This window comes from Streptomyces sp. NBC_00354 (assembly GCF_036106915.1).
In the GTDB taxonomy this organism is placed as follows: Bacteria; Actinomycetota; Actinomycetes; order Streptomycetales; family Streptomycetaceae; genus Streptomyces.
The window spans coordinates 619136-642133 of record NZ_CP107983.1; the positions used below are offsets into that span (position 1 = coordinate 619136).

General features: G+C 73.1%; 21 protein-coding genes and 1 pseudogene. 12 read left to right on the forward strand and 10 right to left on the reverse strand.

What is annotated here, in order from left to right:
* Positions 1–10 precede the first annotated feature (10 nt).
* Entirely contained in the window at positions 11–1651 is a 1641-nt protein-coding gene (gene pgm, locus OHT74_RS03070; protein ID WP_328619222.1) for a phosphoglucomutase (alpha-D-glucose-1,6-bisphosphate-dependent), read from the reverse strand.
* 229 nt (positions 1652–1880) lie between these two features.
* On the opposite strand from pgm, the gene OHT74_RS03075 reads away from it, so the two are divergent.
* The gene (locus OHT74_RS03075; RefSeq protein WP_328619223.1) at positions 1881–5138 is read left to right on the forward strand and encodes an amidohydrolase family protein; all 3258 of its coding nucleotides are present in this window, start codon (positions 1881–1883) and stop codon (positions 5136–5138) included.
* Between the two features lie 2 nt (positions 5139–5140).
* Here the strand turns inward: OHT74_RS03075 and OHT74_RS03080 are convergent, their stop codons facing one another.
* Positions 5141–6589: an MFS transporter gene (locus tag OHT74_RS03080; protein WP_266660373.1), complete on the reverse strand. Its 1449-nt coding sequence runs from the start codon at positions 6587–6589 to the stop codon at positions 5141–5143.
* 35 nt (positions 6590–6624) lie between these two features.
* Positions 6625–6795 (reverse strand): annotated as a pseudogene (locus OHT74_RS03085) (SAM-dependent methyltransferase); the annotation flags it as partial.
* A gap of 137 nt (positions 6796–6932) precedes the next feature.
* On the opposite strand from OHT74_RS03085, the gene OHT74_RS03090 reads away from it, so the two are divergent.
* Positions 6933–7556 carry a helix-turn-helix domain-containing protein gene (locus tag OHT74_RS03090; RefSeq protein ID WP_266999050.1) on the forward strand — a complete coding sequence of 208 codons (624 nt, stop codon included), beginning with the start codon at positions 6933–6935 and terminating at the stop codon, positions 7554–7556.
* Positions 7557–7607: 51 nt separating this feature from the next.
* Here the strand turns inward: OHT74_RS03090 and OHT74_RS03095 are convergent, their stop codons facing one another.
* The 5 genes from OHT74_RS03095 to sigK form a co-directional block, all read right to left on the reverse strand.
* Positions 7608–8159, reverse strand: coding sequence for a hypothetical protein (locus tag OHT74_RS03095; RefSeq protein WP_328619224.1), 552 nt, complete (start codon positions 8157–8159; stop codon positions 7608–7610).
* 65 nt (positions 8160–8224) lie between these two features.
* Positions 8225–9739, reverse strand: a complete 1515-nt coding sequence (locus OHT74_RS03100) for an alkaline phosphatase (RefSeq protein WP_328619225.1) — start codon at positions 9737–9739, stop codon at positions 8225–8227.
* 201 nt (positions 9740–9940) lie between these two features.
* Complete coding sequence (locus OHT74_RS03105) at positions 9941–10384, reverse strand: RICIN domain-containing protein (protein ID WP_328619226.1); 444 nt, start codon at positions 10382–10384, stop codon at positions 9941–9943.
* Between the two features lie 270 nt (positions 10385–10654).
* Complete coding sequence (locus OHT74_RS03110) at positions 10655–11404, reverse strand: anti-sigma factor (RefSeq protein ID WP_328619227.1); 750 nt, start codon at positions 11402–11404, stop codon at positions 10655–10657.
* Complete coding sequence (sigK, locus tag OHT74_RS03115) at positions 11401–12021, reverse strand: ECF RNA polymerase sigma factor SigK (protein ID WP_443047260.1); 621 nt, start codon at positions 12019–12021, stop codon at positions 11401–11403. The genes OHT74_RS03110 and sigK overlap by 4 nt, the downstream gene beginning before the upstream one ends.
* A 270-nt stretch (positions 12022–12291) precedes the next feature.
* Here sigK and OHT74_RS03120 point away from each other — a divergent pair, with 270 nt between their 5' ends.
* The 6 genes from OHT74_RS03120 to OHT74_RS03145 all read left to right on the forward strand — a co-directional run bounded on the left by OHT74_RS03120 (position 12292) and on the right by OHT74_RS03145 (position 18355).
* Positions 12292–13596, forward strand: coding sequence for an NAD(P)/FAD-dependent oxidoreductase (locus OHT74_RS03120; RefSeq protein WP_266660384.1), 1305 nt, complete (start codon positions 12292–12294; stop codon positions 13594–13596).
* The gene (locus OHT74_RS03125) at positions 13590–14393 is read left to right on the forward strand and encodes a DUF1365 domain-containing protein (protein ID WP_328619228.1); all 804 of its coding nucleotides are present in this window, start codon (positions 13590–13592) and stop codon (positions 14391–14393) included. The genes OHT74_RS03120 and OHT74_RS03125 overlap by 7 nt, the downstream gene beginning before the upstream one ends.
* Positions 14390–15667 (forward strand): class I SAM-dependent methyltransferase, encoded by a 1278-nt coding sequence (locus OHT74_RS03130; RefSeq protein WP_443047261.1) that lies wholly within the window; start codon positions 14390–14392, stop codon positions 15665–15667. Before OHT74_RS03125 ends, OHT74_RS03130 begins: the two co-directional genes overlap by 4 nt.
* Positions 15664–16473 carry a DUF1295 domain-containing protein gene (locus OHT74_RS03135; protein ID WP_328619229.1) on the forward strand — a complete coding sequence of 270 codons (810 nt, stop codon included), beginning with the start codon at positions 15664–15666 and terminating at the stop codon, positions 16471–16473. Before OHT74_RS03130 ends, OHT74_RS03135 begins: the two co-directional genes overlap by 4 nt.
* Entirely contained in the window at positions 16470–17195 is a 726-nt protein-coding gene (locus tag OHT74_RS03140; RefSeq protein WP_328619230.1) for an alpha/beta hydrolase, read from the forward strand. Before OHT74_RS03135 ends, OHT74_RS03140 begins: the two co-directional genes overlap by 4 nt.
* A gap of 104 nt (positions 17196–17299) precedes the next feature.
* Positions 17300–18355: a M4 family metallopeptidase gene (locus OHT74_RS03145; RefSeq protein ID WP_328619231.1), complete on the forward strand. Its 1056-nt coding sequence runs from the start codon at positions 17300–17302 to the stop codon at positions 18353–18355.
* A 64-nt stretch (positions 18356–18419) separates the two neighbouring features.
* On the opposite strand, the gene OHT74_RS03150 is transcribed toward OHT74_RS03145, so the two are convergent.
* Positions 18420–19040, reverse strand: a complete 621-nt coding sequence (locus OHT74_RS03150; RefSeq protein ID WP_266660394.1) for a hypothetical protein — start codon at positions 19038–19040, stop codon at positions 18420–18422.
* Positions 19041–19189: 149 nt separating this feature from the next.
* Positions 19190–19600 (reverse strand): organic hydroperoxide resistance protein, encoded by a 411-nt coding sequence (locus OHT74_RS03155; RefSeq protein WP_054220897.1) that lies wholly within the window; start codon positions 19598–19600, stop codon positions 19190–19192.
* A gap of 123 nt (positions 19601–19723) precedes the next feature.
* Between OHT74_RS03155 and OHT74_RS03160 the strand changes: the two genes are divergently transcribed.
* The 4 genes from OHT74_RS03160 to mdlC all read left to right on the forward strand — a co-directional run bounded on the left by OHT74_RS03160 (position 19724) and on the right by mdlC (position 22969).
* Complete coding sequence (locus OHT74_RS03160; protein WP_030293644.1) at positions 19724–20197, forward strand: MarR family winged helix-turn-helix transcriptional regulator; 474 nt, start codon at positions 19724–19726, stop codon at positions 20195–20197.
* Between the two features lie 97 nt (positions 20198–20294).
* Entirely contained in the window at positions 20295–20627 is a 333-nt protein-coding gene (locus tag OHT74_RS03165) for a hypothetical protein (protein WP_328619232.1), read from the forward strand.
* A 51-nt stretch (positions 20628–20678) separates the two neighbouring features.
* Positions 20679–21065, forward strand: a complete 387-nt coding sequence (locus tag OHT74_RS03170; RefSeq protein WP_266660402.1) for a VOC family protein — start codon at positions 20679–20681, stop codon at positions 21063–21065.
* 296 nt (positions 21066–21361) lie between these two features.
* A complete protein-coding gene (mdlC, locus tag OHT74_RS03175; protein ID WP_328619233.1) occupies positions 21362–22969 on the forward strand; it encodes a benzoylformate decarboxylase in 1608 nt (535 codons plus the stop codon).
* The last annotated feature ends 29 nt before the right edge of the window (positions 22970–22998 follow it).

Below are 22998 nucleotides of genomic sequence, written 5' to 3' on the forward strand. Positions count from 1 at the left end.
CTCGCGCCGGTCAGTCGGCGAGTGCCGCCGATACGACGGAGCGGGCCTCCTCCTGTACGCGCGTCAGGTGGTCGGGGCCCAGGAAGGATTCGGCGTAGATCTTGTAGACGTCCTCCGTGCCCGACGGCCGGGCCGCGAACCAGGCGTGCTCCGTCGTGACCTTGATGCCTCCGATGGCGGCCCCGTTCCCGGGAGCCTCCGACAGCACCGCCGTGACCGGCTCCCCCGCCAGGGTGTCGGCGGTGACCTGCCGGGGTGACAGCCGGCCCAGTACCGCCTTCTCCTCGCGGGTGGCCGGCGCGTCGATACGGGCGTACGCGGGCTCGCCGAAGCGGGCCGTCAGGCCGGCGTACCGCTCGCTCGGGGTCTGCCCCGTGACCGCCAGCATCTCCGAGGCCAGCAGGGCCAGGATGATGCCGTCCTTGTCGGTGGTCCACACGGAGCCGTCGCGGCGCAGGAACGAGGCTCCGGCCGACTCCTCGCCGCCGAAGCCGATGGTGCCCGCGGAGAGTCCGTCCACGAACCACTTGAAACCGACGGGTACCTCGACCAGTTCGCGGCCCAGGTCGGCGGCCACCCGGTCGATCATGCTCGAGGACACCAGCGTCTTGCCGACGCCCGCTGCCGACGGCCACTGCTCGCGGTGGCCGTACAGGTACTCGATCGCCGTGGCGAGGTAGTGGTTGGGGTTCATCAGACCGCCGTCCGGGGTCACGATGCCGTGCCGGTCGGCGTCCGCGTCGTTGCCGGTGGCGATCTGGAACCGGTCGCGGCCCTCGATCAGCGAGGCCATCGCGTACGGGGAGGAGCAGTCCATCCGGATCTTGCCGTCCCAGTCCAGCGTCATGAACCGCCAGGTGGGGTCGGTGTGCGGGTTGACCACGGTCAGGTCGAGGCGGTGCTCCTCGGCGATCCGCCCCCAGTACGCCACGGAGGCCCCGCCGAGCGGGTCGGCCCCGATGCGCACGCCCGCGGCGCGTACGGCGTCCAGGTCGAGCACGGACGGCAGATCGCGCACGTACGTGCCGAGGTAGTCGTACGTACCCGTGGTCGAGGCCGCCGACGCGCGCGCGAACGGGATGCGCCGGACCTCCTTCATGCCCCCGCTGATGATCTCGTTGGCGCGCTCCTGGATCCAGCCGGTCGCCTCGGAGCCGGCGGGCCCGCCGTGCGGCGGGTTGTACTTGAAGCCGCCGTCCGCCGGCGGGTTGTGCGAGGGGGTGACCACCACTCCGTCGGCCAGGGCCGAGGTGCGTCCGCGGTTGTGGGTGAGGATGGCGTGCGAGACCGCGGGCGTCGGGGTGTAGCCGTCCGCGGCATCGACGAGCACGGTCACATCGTTGGCGGCGAAGACCTCGAGGGCGGTCACCCGGGCGGGTTCGGACAGGGCATGGGTGTCCGCGCCGAGGAAGAGGGGGCCGTCGATGCCCTGCTGGGCCCGGTACTCGCAGATCGCCTGGCTCGTCGCGGCGATGTGGTCCTCGTTGAAGGCCGTGGCGAGGGAGGATCCGCGGTGTCCCGAGGTGCCGAAGCTGACGCGCTGGCCGGGATCCGCCGGATCGGGGTGCAGGGCGTAGTAGGCGGTCACGAGCCGGGCCACGTCGATCAGGTCCTCCGGGCGCGCCTGCCGCCCCGCTCTTTCGTTGAGCATCCGCCCATTCCTCCGTAGTGGATCCGAACTGAATCAAAGAGAACAACCGTGGTCATTGTGTCGCCCCCTGAACGTGCCCGCACCGCCGCATCGCCACTCGGCCCGCACCTGTGCGCCCGGTCACGCAGCCCTCCTGTGTCCTACGGGTGACCGCGGGGGCGGCCGGTCGTTGAGCCCGGCGGCAGGAACCCCGGCCCCCGGAACCCCGACCGCGGAGACGTGGCAGCTGATGGATGCCCCCTACGGCCTCGACCCGCGGACCCTGTCCCGCCGCCGGCTGCTCGCGGCCGCGGGCGCCGTCGGCGCCGCCGAGCTCCTCGGGGCGGGACCCCCGGCAGCGGCGCGTACCGTCAGTCCGTCGGCCGCGCCGGCCCCGTTGTCCTTCACGGCGGCCACGAACGGCGCGGCGAGCCTGTCTCCGGGCGGGGACCGGCTGATCGCCGCGATCCACAACGTGCTCTGGTCGGTGCCGGGTTCCGGGGGCGACGCCGTGCCGCTCACCGCGGCGGCGCTGGAGGCGTGCCGGCCCGTGCACTCCCCCGACGGCGCGTCGGTGGCCTTCTGCGCCTACGGCAGCGGCACGTACCACATCTGGACCATGCGCCCCGACGGAACCGGGCTGCGGCAGCGCACCAAGGGCCCCTTCGACCACCGCGCGCCGGCCTGGTCGCCCGACGGCACGCGCCTCGCCTTCGCCTCCGAGCGCGCCGGGAGTCCGGTCGGCGGGGCCCCGTACCGGATCCACGTGCTGGAGCCGGCGAGCGGCGCAGTCACCCAGGTGACCGGACCGGCCGGGCAGGACGGGCCCCTGCAAAGCGGTGCCTGGGAGGACTTCGACCCCACGTGGTCGCCGGACGGGAAGCGGATCCTTTTCGTCCGGGCGACGGTGACGGCCGCCGCGACCGGGCCCCGGGCGGATGCGCGGACCATCGCCTCCGTCGCCGCGGACGGATCGGGTCCGGTCACCGTCGCCTTCACCGAGCAGGGACCGGCCGCGCAGCTCCTGGCCCCGGCGGTCGCGCCGGACGGGCGGCATACGGCCTGGCTGCGGACCACGCCCCCGCCGAACGCCTCCTGCACCCTCGTCGTCGACGGCCGGCCGGTGCCCGTCGCCGGGGATGTGGCGGCTCAGCCGCCGCGTTGGACGACCGCCGGGGAGCTGCTGGTCACGGTCGACGGCCGGTTCACCCTCGTCCGACCGCAGCAGCCGCAGGCGCCCCGGACGATCCCCTTCCGCGCACGGGTGGCGGCGGACCGGCCGCGCTACCGGACCAAGCAGTACGACCTCGGCGGCGAAGGCCGCGTGCACCCGGTCCGGGGCATTCATCTGCCCGCGCTGTCCCCTGACGGACGGTACGTCGCCTTCGCCGCCCTGAACACGCTGTGGCTCGGCAGCACCTCGGGCGGCCGCCCGCCCCGGCGGCTGTGCCAGGCGGCCCCCACCCGCTACCTGCTCGCCCCTTCGTGGGCGCCCGACGGGCGGTCCCTGCTGTACTGCGACGACCGTGACGGACTGATGGCGGTGCACCGGCGAGATCTCGCCACGGGAGCGGAGAGCACGGTCGCGAGCGGCGGCCGGGTCTTCCCCGCGCTGTCGCCCGACGGTCGGCGGCTCGCCTGCCTCGATCTGGTCGGGCGGCTCCTCGTACGCGACCTGGCGAGCGGCGCGGAGCGCGTCCTCGCCGCGCCGCTCGGCGGGGGCGGGCTGCCGGGCCGGCCCAGCTGGTCGCCCGACGGCACCCGCATCGCCCTGTGTGACCGCAATCGGCTCAACATGCGGTTCAGGGAGGGCTACAACCTGATCCGGGTGGTCGACGCGGCCTCTGGCTCCGACCGGCTCCATCCCGTCGCCCCCCACACCTCCGTCGCCGACCGGTACGACAGCGGGCCCGTCTGGTCGCCCGACGGCCGTTTCATGGCGGTGATCGTGGAATCCGCGCTGTGCCTGCTGCCCGTCGCGCCCGACGGCTCCCCGCGGGGCGCCCTGCGCACGCTGACGGCCGAACCCGCCGACCATCCCTCGTGGTCCGGTGACTCGAAGACCCTGCTGTACCTCTCGGGCACACGGCTGCGCCTCATCGGCGTGGACGGCGGATCGCCGAGGACGGTGCGGCTGCCCCTCGACCGGCGCAGGCCCACGCCGCCCGACACCGTCGTACACGCCGGACGGCTGTGGGACGGTACGGGCGAGACGGTGCGGGAGGACGTGGACATCCTCGTCCGCTCCGGACGCATCGCCGCCGTCGAGCCCCACCGCGCGTCCCGGCTGCCGGCATCGGGTGGCGCCCGGTTCATCGACGCCTCCGCCCGGACGGTCGTCCCGGGCCTGTGGGACACCCACACCCACCCGTGGCAGAGCACGTACGGGGGCCGCCAGAGCGTGGGCCAGCTGACGTACGGGATCACGACCGCCGTCTCGCTCGGCGGGTTCGCGTACGAACAGGCCCGGATCCGCGAGGCCGTGGCGTCCGGGCAGCTCGCCGGGCCGCGGCTGCTGACCAGCGGCGAACTCCTCGACGGAGCGCGCGTCGCGTACAGCATGGGGCGCGCGCACCGCACGGCGGAGGGTCTGCGGCGGTCCTTGGAGCGGGGTGCCGCGCTCGACTGGGACTTCGTCAAGACCTATGTGCGGGCCCCGTCCTGGGTGATGGAGGAGGCCGCCCGGTTCGCCCACGACCGGCTCGGGGTCCGCTGCGGAAGCCATCTGGCCTCTCTGGCCCTTCAGTTGGGCCAGGATCTGACCACCCATCTGCAGGCGACCGAACGCGCCGAGGCGGGGCACGTGCTGACCGCCTCCGGCTGTTCCCACCAGGACGTGACCGAGATCTACGGCGGGGGCGACGGGCGGCTCGCGATGATCGCCACCCCGTTCGCGGCGACCGCACTGCTCGGGGCCGATCCGGCGCTGGCCGACGACCGGCGGGTCACGGCCGTCATGGCGCCCTGGGACGCCGATCTGGTGCGCCGGTCCGCCGCAGCCGCCCCGACGGCAGCCCAGTTGGCGACGCTGGGCAGGGAGACCGACATCTACCGGAGGCTGCTGGCCGCGGGAGGCCTGGTCGCCCTCGGCACGGACGCGCCGCTGGTCCCGGTCGGGCTCTCCTTGCACCTGGGGCTGCGCGCCCTGCACCGGGGCGGGCTGTCCCCGGCCGAGGCCCTGCGCACGGTGACCGTCCTGCCGGCCCGGCTCTTCGGCCTCGGCGACGAACTCGGCACGGTCCGGCCCGGCAGGATCGCCGACCTGACGATCGTGGACGGGGACCCGTTCACCGATTTCGACACGCTGGTCCGCACATCCGGCGTCCTCAGAGGCGGCGTACCCCACACGACCGACGACCTCGTGGCCGCCTGCACCCCGGCGGCCTGCACCCCGGCGGCCGGCAGTCCGGCGGCCGGCAGCCCGGCCCACCGGCAGGCCGAACCCGTGGACTGGCGCCGCGAACGGCTCCTGATGCTGCGCGACGGCTGCTGTCACGCCTACGGGTAGCGTCAGCCGCCCGGGCGGCGTCGCGCGAGCGTACGGCCTCCCACGGCCAGGGCGATCGCGGCGACGATCAGCGTCGCCGCGACGGCGAACGTGATCCGCATCCCGTGGGCCACGGCTTCGGGCTGCGCCGTCGTCACGTCGGTCGTGGCCGATGCGAGCGCAAACACGGCGCCCATCACGGATGCGCCGGTGACGAGCCCCAGGTTGCGGGACAGGTTGAGCACTCCGGAGATGACGCCCCGCTGGTCGGGGCCGACGTCTGCCATGACGGCGGTGTTGTTGGCCGTCTGGAACACCGCGTACCCGGCGGTGGTGACCACGAGCGGGACGATGTAGCCGGCCACGCCGAGCGTCACCGACGTGAGGGACAGGGCACCGCAGCCCACGGCCACGCCGGCGAGCCCGGCGACTGTCATGCGCCGGGCGCCGAAGCGGTCCGCGATACGACCGGCGGGCACGCCGGTCAGCGCGGCGACGAGCGGACCGACCGACAGGACGAGTCCCACCAGGGCCTCGCCGAGCCCGAGTGCACGGGAGAGGTAGAACGGCCCGACCACCAGCGTCGTCATCATCACGGTGGAGACGAGCGCGCTCGTGCAGAGGCTCGCACCGAGCAGCGGATCGCGGAACACGGCCAACCGGATCAGCGGGGATGCCACTCTCGCCTCGGCCCGTACGAACAGGCCCACTCCGAGGACGGCAGCCAGCAGGAGGGCGATGTTGAGCGGACCGAAACTGCCGCGCCCCACGGTCATGGCCAGGGCATAGGCCCCGAGCGTCAGCGCGAGGAACAGCGTGCCCACGTGGTCGAAGCGGCCCCTGCCGGTCTTCGCGTCCTGCCCGTCGACGGGCAGGTGGCGGTGGGCCAGGACGAGTGCGAGGACGCCCAGCGGCGCGTTGACGAGGAAGATCGCCCGCCAGCCCGGTCCGGCGATCAGCAGACCGCCGAGCGAAGGGCCGAGGGCCGTGCCGATCGAGGACATGGTGCCGAGCAGCCCCATGGCGCTGCCGGTCCTCTCCTTCGGCACCGTCTCGCCGACGAACGCCATGGTCAGGGCCATCATGGTGGCCGCTCCGAGGCCCTGCGCAGCCCGGGCGGCGATCAGCAGCCAGAGCGACGGGGCGAGGCCGCACAGCACCGAGGCCACCGTGAACAGGGAGATCCCGGACAGCAGCAGCCTGCGGCGGCCGATCATGTCACCGAGCCGACCGACGCTGACGATCAGGGTGGTGATGGCGAGGAGATAGGCAAGGACGATCCACTGGACCTGCTGGAACGAGGCGCTGAACACCCGCGCCAAGGTCGGCAGGCCGACGTTGGCGGTGCTGGTGCCGAGCGAGGACAGCAGCATGGACAGGGACAGGCCGGCGAGCGCCCACCGGACCGAAGCCGTCTTCCCTTCGGCACTCCCGGCCGGCGCCTCGACGCGCCCTGCATCGAGGCGCTTCATCGTGCACTGCGTTCGCCGTCGGCCGCGCACGCGTGCTCCTGGACGGCGTCGAGCCGGGCCTGGAGACCGGGGGTGCCGATCGCGATGTCGCGCGGGAGGAAGCGCATCGGCAGGCCGCCTTCGGCCACGGCGAGCAGCCCGCCGGGCTTCAGCAGAACGGCGAGTGCGTTCAGCGCGCCCTGCTGGTCGATGTCGGCGCAGTGGTGTCCGTGACCAGCTCCGAGACCAGCTCCGTGTCCGGGTCTGGAATCACTGTGTGGGTTCATGCCGTGGAGCCTGCCCCCGCGGCCCGGTGACGACAACTCTTGTTGCTGTTTCCGGGACAGCGGGGTGGAATGCCTCCATGGACACACCATCCGGCACGCCGTCCGACGCGCCATCGGACACACCGCCGCTGCCGTACCGGGCGGTCCTCGACGAGGTCGGCCCCAGGCTCAAACGGCTGCGCGCCAAACGCGGTCTCACCCTGGCCGCGCTCTCCGAGGCGACCGGCATCTCCAAGAGCACCCTGTCCCGGCTGGAGTCCGGGCAGCGCCGCCCCAGCCTGGAGCTGCTGCTGCCGCTGGCCGCTGCGTACCACGTGCCGCTGGACGACCTGGTCGGCGCCCCCGAAGTGGGCGATCCCCGGGTCCGGCTGACGCCCCGTACGCTGCCGAGCGGCGGTTCGTTCGTCCCGCTGTCCCGGAGCCCGGGCCCCCTCCAGGCGTACAAGATGGTCATCTCCGACCGGGGTGCCGAGCCGGACCTCCGTACGCACGAGGGCTACGAGTGGATGTACGTGCTGGAGGGCCGGCTTCGGCTGGTGCTCGCCGAGCACGATCTGGTCCTCGGCCCCGGCGAGGTCGCCGAGTTCGACACCCGGCTGCCCCACTGGTTCAGCAGCGCCGACGGACGGCCCGTCGAGATCCTCAGCCTCTTCGGGAGACAGGGCGAGCGCATGCACGTCCGCGCGAAGCCCCGCGGCTGACGGTGGCCGGAGGCCGGTGCGCCCGAACGGGTATCGCCGTCGGCCGGGACCCTATTCGTTGACCAGGACCGGGAGGGAGAGGACGGCGCTCGACGGGGTACCGGTGAGCTGCTCCGCGGGCACGGTGAAGTCGATCCCGTCGCCGGCCGCGCGCGGGCCGTCGTGGTGGTCGCCGGCGGGCGCGTCCGCGCCTTCCTCCTGGTAGTGGAAGGTGCCGGTTCCCAGCAGCCGGCCGCCTGCGTCGTAGTACGCGGCGCGCAGGTCCAGGCTCAGTACGTCGCTGACGTCCGAGGTGATGGCCAGGTGCCCGGTGACGCCCGGCTTCCCGGTGGGCGCGAGTATGAGCGCCGTCAGCTGCACCCGGTCGGTGAACGGGCCCGGCTCGACGCGGATTTCGCCCGGCTCGGCCGACGGGGCGAGGACCGCGGCCGGTGCGGGTGCGCCGCTCGGCGCGGGCATCGCGACCGGGGCCGCGGAACCGGCCGGCTTCCCGGCGCCGCCCCGGGCGCCGTCGGCGTCCGTGCTGCCGGAGCAGCCTGCGGCGAGCACGAGGAAGGCGGTGGCGGCCAGCGCGGCGGCCGCTCCGCGGGGGAGGTTTCTCATCGGTACGCTCCTGAAAGGGCCGGGGCCGGGAGGGACCTGCCCTCCCGGCCCCGGCTGCCCGAAGGTCAGTGCTCCTGGGGAGCCCGGCTGAACAGCGCGCGGTACATCTTCCCGTACAGCTCCGTGTTGTTCTGGCTGGCGGCGAACACGCTGCCGCTGGGGCCGTAGGCGAAGATCGGCACGTCGGCGCCGGTGTGGTTGCCGGACAGGTACGTCAGCCACAGGCTCGCGTCCGGGCTGCCGTCCTTGACGCCGGCCGGGTCGTCGGGCGTACGGAACGTGGCGGGCGCGAAGTTCTTCGCGTCGGCCGAGCCCGCACCGTTGACGGCTCCGCTCGAGCGCGCCGGGTCCTTGGCACCGGAGGCCGCGCGGGAGGGGGCGCTGTTGTTCGCCGGGTTGCCCGCGTCCGCGTTGGCCGGGGGCGCGACGGCCTCGGCGTTCGTGTACGAGCCCTTCTCGATGATGTTGAAGCCGGCGCACTCGTGGTCCGCCGTGACGATCACGAGGGTGTGGCCGTCCTTCTTCGCGAACTCGTAAGCGGCCTTGACCGCGTCGTCGAAGGCCTTGACCTCGGCGAGCGTCTGCGCGGCGTCGTTGGCGTGCGAGCGCTTGTCGATCTGGGCGCCCTCGACCTGGAGGAAGAAGCCCTTGCCCTTCTTGCGGTCCTGCTGCTTGCGGTCGGTCAGCAGCGAGATCGACTTCTTGGTCATGTCCGCGAGCGTCGGCTCCTGCTTCTGCGGAGCGTCGGCGGGCAGGCCCGCCTTGGCCTGCTCGACGGTCAGGTTGCCGCGGTTGAACAGGCCGACGACCTTCTTGCCGTCGGCCTTGTCCAGGTCGCCCTTGGTGGCGGCCTTCTGGCTGGCGGCGGTCTGGGCGGGCAGCGCCGGGTCGCCGAAGCTGCCGAGCACCTGGTAGCCCTGCGCCTGCAGCGCCTTCTGGTCGTCCGGCTCGAAGCGGGCGAGGCCGCCGCCGAGGATGACGTCGGCGGTGCCGTTGCGGGCGATCTGCTCGGCGATCGGCGTGATCAGCGTCTTGTCCTGCGGCGCCGGCTCGTACGTGCCGTCCTCCTTCTTGGGGAGGCAGGCGGCCTCGGAGTACACCGGGCCCTGGCAGCCGCGCAGCAGTGCGTGGCTGAACTGGGCCGCCGGGGTGGCGTCGGTGATCTCGGCGGTGGAGACGTTGCCGGTGGCGAAGCCGGCCGTCTTCGCCTGCTCCATCAGCGTGGCGGTCTTCTTCTCGTACGAGTCGACGCCAATGGCCGCGTTGTACGTCTTGACGCCGGAGGACCAGGCAGTGGCGGAGCTGGCCGAGTCGGTGACCAGCGCGGGCTTCTGGCTGCCCTTCTCCACGGCGTACGTGGCGACCGCGCCCGTGAACGGGAGGGACTCCATGGTGAGCTTGCCGCCGGGCCCGTAGTAGCGGTCGCGGGCGGCGGTGACATGGGTGCGGCCCATGCCGTCGCCGAGGAGGTAGATGACGTTGTGGATCTCCCTCCCCTGGTCGCCCTGCCGGCCGGCGGAGTTGGCGGTGACGGCCGTACCGGCGGCCACGGCGCCGGCCAGGGCCAGGACGGTCAGCATCTTCGGTGTATTCACGGCACTGCGACGCATGTGTGGGAGATCCCCCTCGGAAGGTGCTGCTCGGGCATGCCGACGGTAGGAGGGCGACATGAACACGTCCCTATCCGGGGATGGCGCCGAGTCGAACGCGGCAGGCCCTTGCCCCGCTCATGGCGACGGCCGGCCCGGGGGCCGGCCGTCGCAGTCGTCAGGGAGTCAGGGTCACACCGTCTTCCAGAACTGCCAGGCCACGTTGCCGCAGTTGCGCACGTTGATCCCGGCGTGCTCGCTCGGGTCGCCGTAGTTCTGGATGCTCAGGCACTGGTTGTTGACCTCGGTGCGGAGCCACTGGCCCTCGCGCGTCCAGCGCTGGTTGGCCGGCCCGTGGCAGTCGCCCACGGCCTGGGCCGCGGCGTCGAGTTCGCCGCTGCGTACGTCGAGGCAGTGCAGCTCGGCCAGGTTCCGCAGGACCTTGCCCTCCCAGAACCAGAGCTGGAGCTGGTTGCCGGTTCCGTGACAGGTCTGCACTTCGACGTTGTCCCCGTTGGTCGCGAGGCACTTGTCGTTCAGGGCGCTGTGGAACTCGAAGGTCTCGCGGGCCGCGGATCCGGTGGCGTGGGCGGTCGGCGCCATGGCGAGGACGGGCAGGGCTGCAAGGCGGCACACCGCAGTCCTCCGCGGCACCGTCCCCGGACAGAGCAGTCCCCGGCGGTCCTGTTCCGGTTCCGGGAGTTCAGCCGTCGCTGACGGCTCCCGCACCGACAGGATCTGCCGGGGGCCTGGCCAGAGCCGAGATGGGGGTCACGCGGACTTCCGGACGTCTCCGGAAGTGAGTGCGGCTCTCTCTGGTTGTCCGGTGTATTGACGAGTTTCCTCCCTATTTCGCGCGAGTCAAGAGGTACGAGCTGTTTATTCCCCTCGACCCGTTTCCCCCTGTCAGGCCGGCAGCGCAAGGAGCATCAGGGGGCGGCTGGTGGGCTGGGCGGATCCGCCGGCGGGCTCGACGGTGAGTCCCACCCCGGAGGCGCCGCGGATGCCGCCCTGCATGAGCGTGGCCCCCTCCCTGGTGAGGAGCCCGGCCGGGCGCATGGTGCCGTGGTCGTCGAACCACAGCTGGTACGTCCTGCCCTCGCCGGGGTCGGGGAGCCCGGTGCCGATGAAGACCGCCCTGTTCTGCACCCTGGAGCTGACCACGGAGGTGGTGGCGCCGCCGGTGGTGCGGCCGTGCACCGTACGGACGTCGGGGGCGGCCATCACTGCCGTGAGGTCCTGGAGGCGGCGTTCGGAGGTCTCCGCCTGCTGCCGGGCCTCGTCGGCGCGCTGGTTCTGCCAGAGGGTGGCGCCCCCGAGCACGGCCACCCCGGCGATGCCTGCAGCGATGGTCAGCGTGATGGCCTTGCGGCGCAGGATCGCGGTGAACGTCATCGGCTTGCCCGCCGCGGGCAGCAGCGGGGGCAGTTGGCGGACGGAGTCGATGCCGTACAGGACCTCGTCCTTCATCCGCGGGGGCGGCGGGAGTGCGGCAGCGGCGCCCAGACGGGCGGCGGTGGCGGAGAATTCGGCCACCTCCTGCCGGCAGGAGGGGCAGTCGGTGAGGTGCGCGCTGAACACCTCGTGCTCCGCAGGTGTGAGCGAGTGGAGGGCGTACGCGCCGGTGAGGGTGTGCAGTTCCCCGTCGTGCTTCATGTGGTCACCCCCATGCAGTCGCGCAGCCGGATGAGCCCGTCGCGCATGCGTGTCTTGATCGTGGGCAGTGGAGTGCGCAGGGTCTCGGCGACCTCGCGGTAGGACAGGCCCTGGTAGTAGGCCAGTGTGACGGCCTGGCGCTGGATCTCGGTCAGGCCGCGCATGCAGCGCCGTACCTGTTCGCTCTCCAGACGGGTTTCGACCTGTTCCGCGACCTCGTCGAACGGGCGCGCCTGCTCGCGGGCGGCCTGGTCGTTCTCGCGGTTGATCGCCGCCTGGGCGGAGCGGACGCGGTCGACGGACCGGCGGTGGGCCAGGGTGGCGGCCCAGGTGCGCACGCTGCCCTGTTCGGGGCGGTAGCGGGCGGCTTGCCGCCACAGGTCGATCATCACCTCCTGTGCCACCTCCTCTGACTGGGCACGGTCGCGTACGACCCGGACGACTATCCCGAAGACGGTCCCGGACAGGGCGTCGTACAGGGCGGAGAAGGCGTCCTTGTCACCGCGGGCCACCCGGGACATCAGGTCCTCGAGCCGGGGGCCCACCGCGTCGGGGACGCCGAAGGGCAGCGGTTGCCCGGTGGTGGCGGATCGTCCGCCGGGGTCGGTCCGTCGCATGACAGTCCTTCCTGTCGAAGGGACCGGCCCTTCCACAAAGAGCCGACCGCTCCGGATGGTGCCAGGTACGCGTTCTTGACCGGTCTTCGGAGCGGACATCTGTGCGGATTGGTCAACTCGCTCGCCAATTCCCGATCGATGTGATCCACCTGCGCCGCGGCTGATTCCGGTTTCGGCAACTGCCACCAATCCGTGGGTGCTCCGGCTGCGAACCAGGGGTGAACCGCCGTCACGGACGACGGCGTGGCGAACGGTGGGGAGTGAAGAACTGTGCGTACGAGGAACGTGGCCGTGATCGGCGGCGGTGTGGCGGGACTGACCGCCGCCTACGTCCTGCAGAAGGCGTGCGACGTCACGCTGTACGAGGCGGACCCCCGGCTGGGAGGCCACGCGCACACCCATGAACTGCCCGCCCCGGGCGGCGGAACGATGGGCGTGGACTCGGGGTTCATCGTCCACAACGCGCGCACCTACCCGCTGTTGCTCCGGCTCTTCCGCGAGCTCGGAGTGGCCACGCAGGACTCCGAGATGAGCATGTCGGTGCGGTGCGACGGCTGCGGCCTGGAGTACGCCGGTGCCCGCGGGCCCCTCGGCCTGTTCACCGGGCGGGCGGCCCTGCGCGCCCGGTACCTGCGGCTGCTGGCGGAGGTACCGCTCTTCCACCGCCGCGCGCGCCGCATGCTGGACGGGGGCGGTCCGGTCGCCGACAGCCCCGGCGGCGGAAGTTCCGGCGGCGGCAGCCCGGAGCGGTACACCCTCCGGGCGTTCCTCGCCGACGGCGGGTTCTCCCCGTACTTCGTCACCCACTTCATCACCCCGCTGGTGTCGGCCGTGTGGTCCTGCCCCGCCCACACCGCGCTGGAGTACCCGGCCGCGTACCTGTTCCGCTTCCTCGACCACCACGGGCTGCTGTCCGTGACGGGCTCCCCGCGGTGGAGGACCGTCACCGGCGGCAGCGCGGCCTACGTCGACAAGGTCGCCAAGGAGATCAGCAACATCCGGACCGCCACCCCGGTCGTCCGCGTGGACCGCATACCGAGCGGCGTCCTGGTGGGCAGCGACGACGGCATCACCGACGCCTACGACGCCGTCGTCATCGCCACGCACCCCGACCAGGCACTGCGTCTGCTGGCCGACCCCACCCGGGACGAGCAGCGGGTCCTCGGCGCCTTCCGGTACGAGGCGAACCCGACCGTGCTGCACACCGACACCGGCCTGCTGCCCCGCTCACCGAGGGCCCGGGCCTCCTGGAACTACCACCTCACCGACTGCCGCCCGGGGGCGGAGGGGGTCCGGGTCAGCTACGACATGACGCGGCTGCAGCGGCTGCCGGGCGACACCGGCTACGTCGTCACCCTGAACGCGGGCGGGCGGATCGACCCCGAGCACGTCCTGGCCCGCATGGAGTACGCGCACCCCGTCTACACGCCCGAGTCGGTGGCCGCGCAGCGTGCGCTGCCCCGCCTCAACACCTCGGTCACCGCCTTCGCCGGGGCGTACCACGGGTGGGGGTTCCACGAGGACGGCTGCCGGTCGGGCGTACGGGCCGCCGCCGCGCTGGGTGTCCGATGGTGACCCCGGCGGTGGCGCGCGTGGTGGCCCCGGGGGCGGCGCCGGGAACCAGTCCGGCCCACCCCGCCGTGGCCGTACCGGCCCTGTACGACTGCGTCGTCTCGCATGCGCGGACGGCCCCGGTGCGGCACGCCTTCCGGCACCGCACGTACATGTGGCTCGTGGACCTGGACGCCCTCCCCCGGCTCCCGTGGCCGCTGCGCGCCCTGGCCCGGTTCGACGCCCGCGACCACTTCGACGCCGCCGCACCGACCGTCCGGGCCGGCCTCGAGGCCTACCTGGCCTCCCGGGACGTGCACCTCGACGGCGGGCGGGTCCTGATGCTGGCCCACGCCCGGGTCCTGGGGTACGTCTTCAACCCGCTGACCCTGTACTGGTGCCACGACCGCTCCGGCGCCCTGGTCTGCGTGGTGGCCGAGGTCCACAACACGTACGGGCAGCGCCACTGCCACCTGCTGCGGACCGACGGCGCCGGCCGGGCCGAGGCGGCGAAGGAGCTGTACGTCTCCCCGTTCTTCCCCGTCGACGGCCGCTACCGCATGCGGCTGCCGGAGCCCCGGGAGCAGCTGGAGGTCACCGTCCAGCTCGAGCGCGCCGGGCAGCGGCCGTTCACCGCGACCCTGCGCGGCCGGCACCGCCCCGCCACCCCCCTCGCCCTGCTGCGCGCCGCCGCCCGGCGGCCGTGGTCCACCGCCGCCGTCTGGGCCGGGATCCGCCGCCACGGCATCCACCTGCTGCTCCGCGGGCTGCCCGTCCAGCCCCGGCCCGACCGCGCACCCGAGGAAGGCATCGCCCCGTGACCCTTTCCCTCCCCCGCCCCGCCGACCGATCCGCGGAGCGGTGCTCCATCGACGCACAGGCGTGGCCGGACGTGGCGCGCCCGCCGGCGGCCCCGTTCGGGCACGCGGCCGTCGCCCGCCGGCTCGTCCGCCGCGCCGTGACGGCGCTTCCCCTGCGCTGCCGGTTCGGCGCCGAGCCACCGCGCGGCAGCGGGCCGTCGCTGACGGTCCACGACCCGGACGCGTTCTTCCGCCGGATCGGGGCGCACGGCCTGATCGGCTTCGGCGAGTCCTACATGGCGGGGGAATGGGACAGCGACGACCTGACCGGCCTGCTGACCGTCCTCGCCGTGCACGTCGACGACCTCGTTCCCGCCCCGCTGCGCCGGCTGCGCGGGGCATGGGTGCAGCGCAGGCCCGAGGCCCAGCTGAACTCCCGGGCCGGGGCCCGGCAGAACGTCCACCGCCACTACGACCTGTCGAACGAGCTGTTCGCGCTCTTCCTCGACGAGACCCTCTCGTACTCCTCCGCCGTGTTCACCGCGTTCCCCGCGCGCCGCGAGAGCCTGCCGGCCGCGCAGCACCGGAAGATCGACCGGCTTCTGGACCTCGCCTGCGTCGGCCCGGGCAAGCGCCTGCTGGAGATCGGCACCGGCTGGGGCGAACTCGCCCTGCGCGCTGCCGCCCGTGGGGCGCGCGTGACCACCGTGACTCTCTCCGCCGAGCAGCAGCACCTAGCGCGCCGCCGTATCGCCGCCGCGGGGCTGGCCGACCGGGTGGACGTCGAACTGCGCGACTACCGCGAGCTGGAGGGCCGGTACGACGCGGTGGTGAGCGTGGAGATGATCGAGGCGGTCGGCAGGGATTTCTGGCCGACGTACTTCGCCGCCCTCCGCGATGCGGTGGCGCCCGGCGGGCGGATCGCCCTGCAGGCCATCACCATGGGCCACGAGCAGATGCTGAACACCTCCCGTACGCACACCTGGATCAGCAAGTACGTCTTCCCCGGCGGCCTCATCCCCTCCCGCGAGGCCATCGAGGCGCACTCGGCCGGCGCGGGGCTGCGGATCGTCTCCGACCAGGGGTACGGCGACCACTACGCGCAGACCCTGTGCCTGTGGCGGGAGCGCTTCACGGAGCAGGCCGGCGCCGTGGCGGCGCTCGGCTTCGACCCGACGTTCCGGCGCATGTGGGAGTTCTACCTCGCCTACTCCGAGGCCGGCTTCCGGGCCCGCTACCTCGATGTCCGGCAACTGCTGCTGACGGAGGACGTCTCGCTGGGAGCGCGGCCGTGAACCCGGCCTCCTGGGAGGCCCTCGGGAGCAATCTGGCCGCTGCCGCCGCCACGGCCGCGGGCGTGCTGCTCCTGGCCTTCGCGGTCGGGACGGCCCGCCGCCTGCACCGGACGGTGGACATCGCCTGGGGCCTCGCCTTCGCCGCGGTCGCGACGGTCTCGTACGCCCTGTCGTCCGGGTACGGGGACGGCGGCCGGCGGCTCCTGGTCGCCGCCGCCACCGTCGTGTGGGGGGTGCGGCTGGCCACGCACATCGCCTGGCGCGGCCGCGGGCACGGCGAGGACCCCCGGTACGCGAAGCTCCTCGCCCGGGGGCGGGGCAACCCGCATCTGCGCGCCCTGCTCAAGGTGTACGTGCTCCAGGCGGGCCTGGTCTGGCTGGTCTCGCTGCCCGTGCAGAGCGCCTCGTACGCCGGCTACCCCATCGGCGCCCTCGCCGTGCTCGGCGGCGTGCTCTGGGCGGTGGGCCTGGTCTTCGAGGCCGTCGGGGACTTCCAGCTCGCCCGGTTCAAGGCCGATCCCGCGCACCGCGGTACGGTCATGGACCGGGGGCTGTGGGCATGGACCCGCCACCCCAACTACTTCGGCGACTTCCTCGTCTGGTGGGGGCTCTACCTGATGGCCTGCGGGACGTGGCAGGCCGCCCTGCTCTGCCTGGTGTCGCCGGTGGTCATGACACTGCTGCTGGTCAAGGGGAGCGGCAAGCGCCTGTTGGAGGCCCATATGGCAGACCGTCCCGGCTACGCCGGCTACATCGCCCGTACCAGCGGGTTCCTCCCGCTGCCGCCCCGGCGGGGCCACGCATGAAGCAGCCGACGGGTGCGCTGGCGCTGCGCCGGGTGCCGCGGGACCCGAGCGCCGCGGTGCTCCTGCTGCACGGCGGCCGTCCGGAGGGGCTCGAGGCACCGCCGCGGCCGAACCTTCCGGGGCTGCGGATGCTTCCGTTCGCGCGGGCCATCGCGGACGCCGGGCCGGCGCAGGACGTGGTGGTGGCGGAGGTCCGCTACGTGCACCGGGGCTGGAACGGCCACCGTGCGGATCCGGTCCACGACGTCTGGCAGGCCCTGCGCGAACTGCGCTGCGTGGCCGGAGCGCTGCCCGTGGTGCTGGTCGGGCATTCCATGGGAGGGCGGGCCGCGCTGCGGGCGGCCGCCGACCCGCTGGTCCGCGCCGTGGTCGGGCTCGCGCCGTGGTGCCCGCCGGGCGAACCGGTGGTGCATCTCGGGGACACGGCCGTGGTGCTCCTGCACGACGAGGCGGACGGCGTCACCGATGCGCGGGCGTCGTGGGACTACGTACGGCGGGCCCGTGCGCGGGGCGCCCGGGCCGGAGGAATCGTCATGCCGCACGGGGGGCACGCGATGCTCCGCCAGGCGCGCACCTGGCACCGGATCGCCACCGACACCACGCTGGGCCTGCTCGGCCTGACCGCTCTCCCCGAGGAACTGTTCACCGGCCGGGTCCCCGGGCCGACCGGGTCTCGGTGCACCGTCGCCGGGAGCGACTCGTCCGGTATGCGGCAGCAGTGAGCGAGGAGTGGCCACGAAATCGGTCGAGGACCTGGTCAAAGGGGCCGGGGATGCGCAAGGATCACGGCCGCACCTCGCCACCACCCCACTACGGGAGGATGTCTATGGCTCGCCGCACATCCCGCGGCCTGATAGCCGCGGCCACCACCACCGCAGCACTGTTCACCCTGGCCGGCCCTGTTTCGGCGCTGCCCTCGGCGGCCGACACGACCTACCCCGGGCTGCCGCAGGCCCGCCTCTTCATGGTCAACCCCGTCCAGTCTTCGGGCGATCAGAGCCTCGTCGACGGCAAGGACTCCGCAGGGGCCGTGCCCGCTTCCGCCTATGCCCTGGCCGCACTGCGGAACCTGGACGGCAGCGGCTCGATGTCGGGGAAGTGGGCGTACGTCCGGTCGGATACCGGCGCCTCCGCGAAGGTCGCGGACGTGGGTGCGTACAGCCGTACCGATGACCAGTTCGAGCAGGTCATGGCGTACTTCTGGGTCAACGAGGCGCAGGAGTACCTGCAGGGCCTGGGCTTCGGGAGCGAGCTGCCGGGCGCCAACGACCGCGCGCAGCCGGTTCGCATCAACCAGTACGGGGCCGACAACTCCTTCTTCACCGACAAGAAGGCCGAGATCCGCTTCGGCAAGGGCGGCGTGGACGACGCCGAGGATGCCGAGGTGATCGTCCACGAGTACGGCCACGCGGTGCACAACGCGCAGATTCCCGGCTTCGGCACGTCGCCGGAGGCCGGTGCGATCGGCGAGGCGTTCGGCGACTACCTTGCGGTCGAGGTCGGTGACCACGTGGACGCCGCGTACGGATGGCCGCGCAAGGCGGACCTGGCCTGTGTCGCCGACTGGGACTCGAGCTCCTACAGCACCGCCCCGCACTGCCTGCGCCGGGTGGATGGGAACAAGGTGTACGCCGACCGGGTCGGCGAGGTCCACGCGGACGGTGAGATCTGGTCCCGCGCGCTCTTCGACATCCGCGGGGCGCTGGGCGCCCGGACCGCCGACCGGATCATCGTGAACGCGCAGTTCGGCTTCCGCCCCGACACGAGCTTCCAGGACGCGGCGCTGACGACGATCGCGACGGCACAGCGGATGTACGGCAAGAGCGCCGCGGACGCGGTCCGCGCCGCTTTCAAGGCCCGGCAGATTCCGGGGATCGCGTAGCCCTGTCCGCTGCTCCGGGTTTCGGTCCGGAGCAGCGGTCGGTACCGGGATCCGGTGCTCCCCGTCACGTGCCCGGTCGGGCCACGGCCGTGTGGGGGCTGCGGTCCTGGGTGTCGATCTGCCGGCCCAGGGGCGCGATGGCGAGGAGGAACAGCAGCCCTGCCAGCGGCAGCAGGTCCAGGCTGATGCCCGTGGCCACGATGCCCGCGACCACGGCGGCTGGCCGCCAGGCGGCTATTCGCCGCAGCGCCGCCAGCTGGGTCATGAGCAGCAAGAGGCCGACGTAGAACAGGAGCGGCCCGACGCTGTAGACGGCGGGCTCCACACCCGCGTGGCTCTTGACGCGCCGGAAGAATTCCCGCATGGCCTCACGGTCCTCGCCGAGGAACCCGGCGAAGAGGTCGATGACCGCCTGCGCGGCGACCGCGGCAGCGCCGAGCAGGCCCGTCACCGTCCCTGCGGCGGCGAGCCCGCGGCCGGTCGGGCCGCGCCCCCGCACCGCCAACCGCCGCATCCCCAGCACGATCGGGATGAAGCACAACACGCCGGCCAGGAAGGCGAGATGCCCCAGGGACCAGGACCATCCGGGGCCGTGTTCCCCGTCGGTCAGCCGGATGAGTCCGTAGGCCGTCATGCAGAGCGGACCGACCGTGAACGCCGTCCGCTGCCATGGTGTGTTCGACATGCGCCGATCATGTCGGCGCCGGGATCGTCCCACCCTCGGGGAACGCCCTGAGCCGACCCTGAGGCACCCCTGACGGCCGGTCCGGGGACCGGGTCAGGGGCGGGTCAGGGGCAGGCCGGAGGCCCTGGCGACAGGGCCCCCGATCGGGACTACTCGATCACCAGCTCGACCGGGATGTTGCCGCGGGTGGCCTTGGAGTAGGGGCAGACCTCGTGGGCCTGCTTGACCAGCAGGGCGCCCGTCTCGCCGGCGAGGGACTCCGGGAGCTCGACACGCAGGGTGACCGCCAGGCCGAAGCCCGTGTCGTCCTTGCCGATCGAGGCCTCCGCGGTGACCGACACCTCACCGGTGTCGACCTTGGCCTGCCGGCCGACCAGGCCGAGCGCGCTGGCGAAGCAGGCCGCGTAGCCCGCCGCGAAGAGCTGCTCGGGGTTGGTGCCCTGGCCGTTGCCGCCGAGCGCCGGCGGCATGGCGAGCGCGAGGTCGATCTGGCCGTCGGAGCTGACCGTGCGGCCTTCGCGGCCGTTGGCGGTGGCGACAGCGGTGTACAGCGCGTCCATCGGGGTTCCTCTCGCGGGGTGACCGTGTCAGCCGGTGATCGGCTGACGTCCACTACTAGAGCACACAATTCAGTTGTGCACAACTAAATGACCCGCAAGCTTTGCCCGGGTACACTTTCCCCCATGAGCGAGCAGCCCACCGAAACCCTCCGCGAGGAGGACTTCCTCCGCCTGGACGGCCAGATCTGCTTCGCGCTGAACGCGGCGAGCAGGGCCTTCAACGGCCTCTACCGGGTCGTCCTCAAGGACCTCGGCCTGACCTACCCCCAGTACCTGGTGATGCTGGTGCTCTGGGAGCACGGCACGACGCCCGTCAAGGAGCTCGGGAACCACCTGAGGCTCGACTCGGGGACGCTGTCCCCCCTGCTCAAGCGCCTCGAGGCCGCAGGGCTGGTCCACCGCGAGCGCAGCACCGAGGACGAGCGGTCCGTACACGTCGGCCCCACCGAGGCCGGTACGGCACTGCGCGCACGTGCGGCGGAGGTACCGCGCCGGATCGCGGCCGCGACGGGCTTCGAGCTCGCCGAGATCCGCGACCTCCAGACCCGGCTGCACCGCCTCACCGCCGCGCTGGACGCCGCCGTCCCGGAGGTCTGACGGGCGCCCGATTTCCATCGGCCGGCGCGAAAGCGGGCGCACCGCTTCCCGGGGGCGTCGGGGCTCCTGCCCTCGTCCGCGAGGGGAGTGGTTCACCGTGGAAGAGATCGTGATGTCTGCGGCCGCGCCCTTGTCGGGGGCGACGGCGACGGACGCCCGGGGGCAGGCGCCGGACGGCGCGGTCGCCCTGTGGAGACGGGTCCGTACGGGTCCGGCAGTGCACGAAGCGGAGCTGCCGGTCGGCGACGTGGCCTTCGCGCCGGACGGCCACACCCTCGTCACGGCCTGCCGGGACGACACCGTCCGGCTCCGGGAGACCGACCCGGCGCGGCTGCTGCCCCGGCTGTGCGCGGCCACCGCCGGGCCGCACGACCGGGAGCTGTGGCAGCGCCACGTACCGGGCACCCCGTACGCCCCGGGCTGCAGCTGACGGGCGCCGTCCGCAAGGCGCCCGCTGCGCAGAGGCCTTAGGTTCGTCGGCATGGTGCATGTACTGGGCAGCAGGGTCCTGGTGACCCCCACGGACCCGGAGCGCTCGCGCGCCTTCTACGGGGTCACGCTGGGGCTCGCCGTCTACCGGGAGTTCGGCACCGGGCCGGAACGCGGCACGGTCTACTTCCTGGGCGGCGGCTTCCTCGAGGTCTCGGGCCGCGCCGAGACCCCGCCGGCGCCCGGGCTCCGGCTGTGGCTGCAAGTCGCCGACGTGCAGGCGGCGTACGAGGAGCTGCGGATGCGCGGGGCCGAGGTGCTGCGGCCGCCCCGGCGGGAGCCCTGGGGCCTGATCGAGATGTGGATCGCCGACCCGGACGGCGTCCGCATCGCGGTGGTGGAGGTCCCGGCGGACCACCCGCTGCGGTTCCGCCCCTGAGTGCTCCGTACGGCTCGATCGGCGTACGCCCGCTTCCGCCGGGGCAGGGGGGCGCGATCGGCCAATTCGGCGCGCCCCCGCCGGTGGAGTGAATGCGCCCTCCACCCATCGGGGGGACATCCGGCCCGGCCCGTGGACGCGGCGTCAACCACGCCCGGGCTCGGGGCCCGTACCGGGGCGGGTCCGCAGCAGGCGCATAGCAGACACGGGTGGACCGTGGAGGCCTTTTGTAAAGATCAACTCAGTGTGCTGGATTGATCACCGACAGTGCCCCCGGCTGCGCGGAAGGACACCGAATGCGCACGGTTCGAGAATCAGTCCTGGACGTTCTACGAGCACGTGGTATCACCACGGTCTTCGGCAACCCCGGCTCGACCGAACTGCCGATGCTCAAGCGGTTCCCCGACGACTTCCGGTACGTACTGGGCCTCCAGGAGGCCGTCGTCGTCGGCATGGCCGACGGCTTCGCCCTCGCCTCCGGTACCACCTCCCTCGTCAACCTGCACACCGGCCCCGGCACCGGAAACGCGATGGGCGCGATCCTCAACGCCCGCGCGAACCGCACCCCGATGGTCGTCACCGCCGGGCAGCAGGTGCGCGCCATGCTCACCATGGAGGCCCTGCTCTCCAACCCGCAGGCCACGCTGCTCCCCCAGCCCGCCGTCAAGTGGGCGTACGAGCCCCCGCGCCCCGCAGACGTCCCGGCCGCGCTGGCCCGCGCCGTACAGGTCGCCGAAACCCCGCCCCACGGGCCGGTGTTCCTCTCCCTGCCCATGGACGACTTCGACGCGGAGCTCACGGAGGCGCAGGACCGGGCTGGCCAGGCGGCCGCGGCCCGCCGGATCACGCACGCCGCCGCGCCCGACGCGGCCACGGTCGCGGCGCTCGCCGAGCGGATCTCCCGCGCCCGCTCCGCCGTCCTCGTCGTCGGCGACGACGTCGACGCCTCCGGCGCCTGGGACGCGGTCCTCGCGCTCGCCGAGCGCACCGGGCTGCCCGTCTGGGCGGCGCCTGTCGCGGCCCGCGTCTCCTTCCCCCGCAGCCATCCGCAGTTCCGCGGGGACCTGGCCCCGGCGATCGGACCGCTCGGCCGGCAGCTCGAGGGCCACGACCTGGTCGTCGTGATCGGCGCGCCCGTGTTCCGCTACTACCCCTACATCCCCGGGTCCCACCTGCCCGAGGGGACCGAGCTCGTGCTCCTCACCCGGGACGCGGAGGAGGCCGCCAAGGCCCCCGTCGGGGATGCGGTCGTCGCGGACCTGGCGCTGACCGTACGGGCCCTCACCGACCGGCTCCCGGCCGGCGGCGGGACCGCGCCCGCGCCGCACGAGCAGGTGCGGTTCCCCGAGACGGCCGACGGCGTCCTCACCCCGCTCGCCGCCATGACGGCCATCGCGCAGGGCGCCCCGGAGAACACCCTCTGGGTCAACGAATCGCCCTCCAACGTCCCGCAGTTCCACGAAGCCACCCGGATCAGCACCCCGGGCTCCTACCTGTTCTCCGCGGGCGGCGGACTCGGCTTCGGGGCCGCCGCGGCCGTCGGCGCCCAGCTCGGCGCACCCGAGCGGCCCGTGGTCTGCGTCATCGGAGACGGCTCCATCCACTACGCCGTGCAGGCCCTGTGGACCGCGGCCACGTACAAGGTCCCCGTCACCTTCGTCGTCCTCAGCAACGCCAAGTACGCGATCCTCCAGTGGTTCGCGCAGCTCGAGCATGCCCAGGGCGCGCCCGGCCTCGAGATCCCCGGTCTCGACATCACGGCCGTCGCCGATGGCTACGGGGTGCGCACCCACCGGGCCCACGGCGCGGGTGAACTCACCAAGCTCGTACGGGACTCCGCGTCCCAGCAGGACGGACCGGTGCTCATCGACGTGCCCGTGGCCACCGAGCTCCCCTCCCTCTGAGACCGGATCCCAGCCCCCACCACCACCAG

Bases quoted from the DNA above. Each gene is read 5' to 3' on its own strand.
- OHT74_RS03110 (WP_328619227.1), bottom strand. From the start codon at position 11,404: ATGAAGCACGACGGGGAACTGCACACCCTCACCGGCGCGTACGCCCTC.
- OHT74_RS03090 (WP_266999050.1), top strand. From the start codon at position 6,933: ATGGACACACCATCCGGCACGCCGTCCGACGCGCCATCGGACACACCG.
- sigK (WP_443047260.1), bottom strand. From the start codon at position 12,021: ATGCGACGGACCGACCCCGGCGGACGATCCGCCACCACCGGGCAACCG.
- OHT74_RS03155 (WP_054220897.1), bottom strand. From the start codon at position 19,600: ATGGACGCGCTGTACACCGCTGTCGCCACCGCCAACGGCCGCGAAGGC.
- OHT74_RS03150 (WP_266660394.1), bottom strand. From the start codon at position 19,040: ATGTCGAACACACCATGGCAGCGGACGGCGTTCACGGTCGGTCCGCTC.
- OHT74_RS03125 (WP_328619228.1), top strand. From the start codon at position 13,590: ATGGTGACCCCGGCGGTGGCGCGCGTGGTGGCCCCGGGGGCGGCGCCG.
- OHT74_RS03075 (WP_328619223.1), top strand. From the start codon at position 1,881: ATGGATGCCCCCTACGGCCTCGACCCGCGGACCCTGTCCCGCCGCCGG.
- mdlC (WP_328619233.1), top strand. From the start codon at position 21,362: ATGCGCACGGTTCGAGAATCAGTCCTGGACGTTCTACGAGCACGTGGT.
- OHT74_RS03140 (WP_328619230.1), top strand. From the start codon at position 16,470: ATGAAGCAGCCGACGGGTGCGCTGGCGCTGCGCCGGGTGCCGCGGGAC.
- OHT74_RS03080 (WP_266660373.1), bottom strand. From the start codon at position 6,589: ATGAAGCGCCTCGATGCAGGGCGCGTCGAGGCGCCGGCCGGGAGTGCC.
- OHT74_RS03100 (WP_328619225.1), bottom strand. From the start codon at position 9,739: ATGCTGACCGTCCTGGCCCTGGCCGGCGCCGTGGCCGCCGGTACGGCC.
- OHT74_RS03170 (WP_266660402.1), top strand. From the start codon at position 20,679: ATGGTGCATGTACTGGGCAGCAGGGTCCTGGTGACCCCCACGGACCCG.
- pgm (WP_328619222.1), bottom strand. From the start codon at position 1,651: ATGCTCAACGAAAGAGCGGGGCGGCAGGCGCGCCCGGAGGACCTGATC.
- OHT74_RS03095 (WP_328619224.1), bottom strand. From the start codon at position 8,159: ATGAGAAACCTCCCCCGCGGAGCGGCCGCCGCGCTGGCCGCCACCGCC.
- OHT74_RS03145 (WP_328619231.1), top strand. From the start codon at position 17,300: ATGGCTCGCCGCACATCCCGCGGCCTGATAGCCGCGGCCACCACCACC.
- OHT74_RS03160 (WP_030293644.1), top strand. From the start codon at position 19,724: ATGAGCGAGCAGCCCACCGAAACCCTCCGCGAGGAGGACTTCCTCCGC.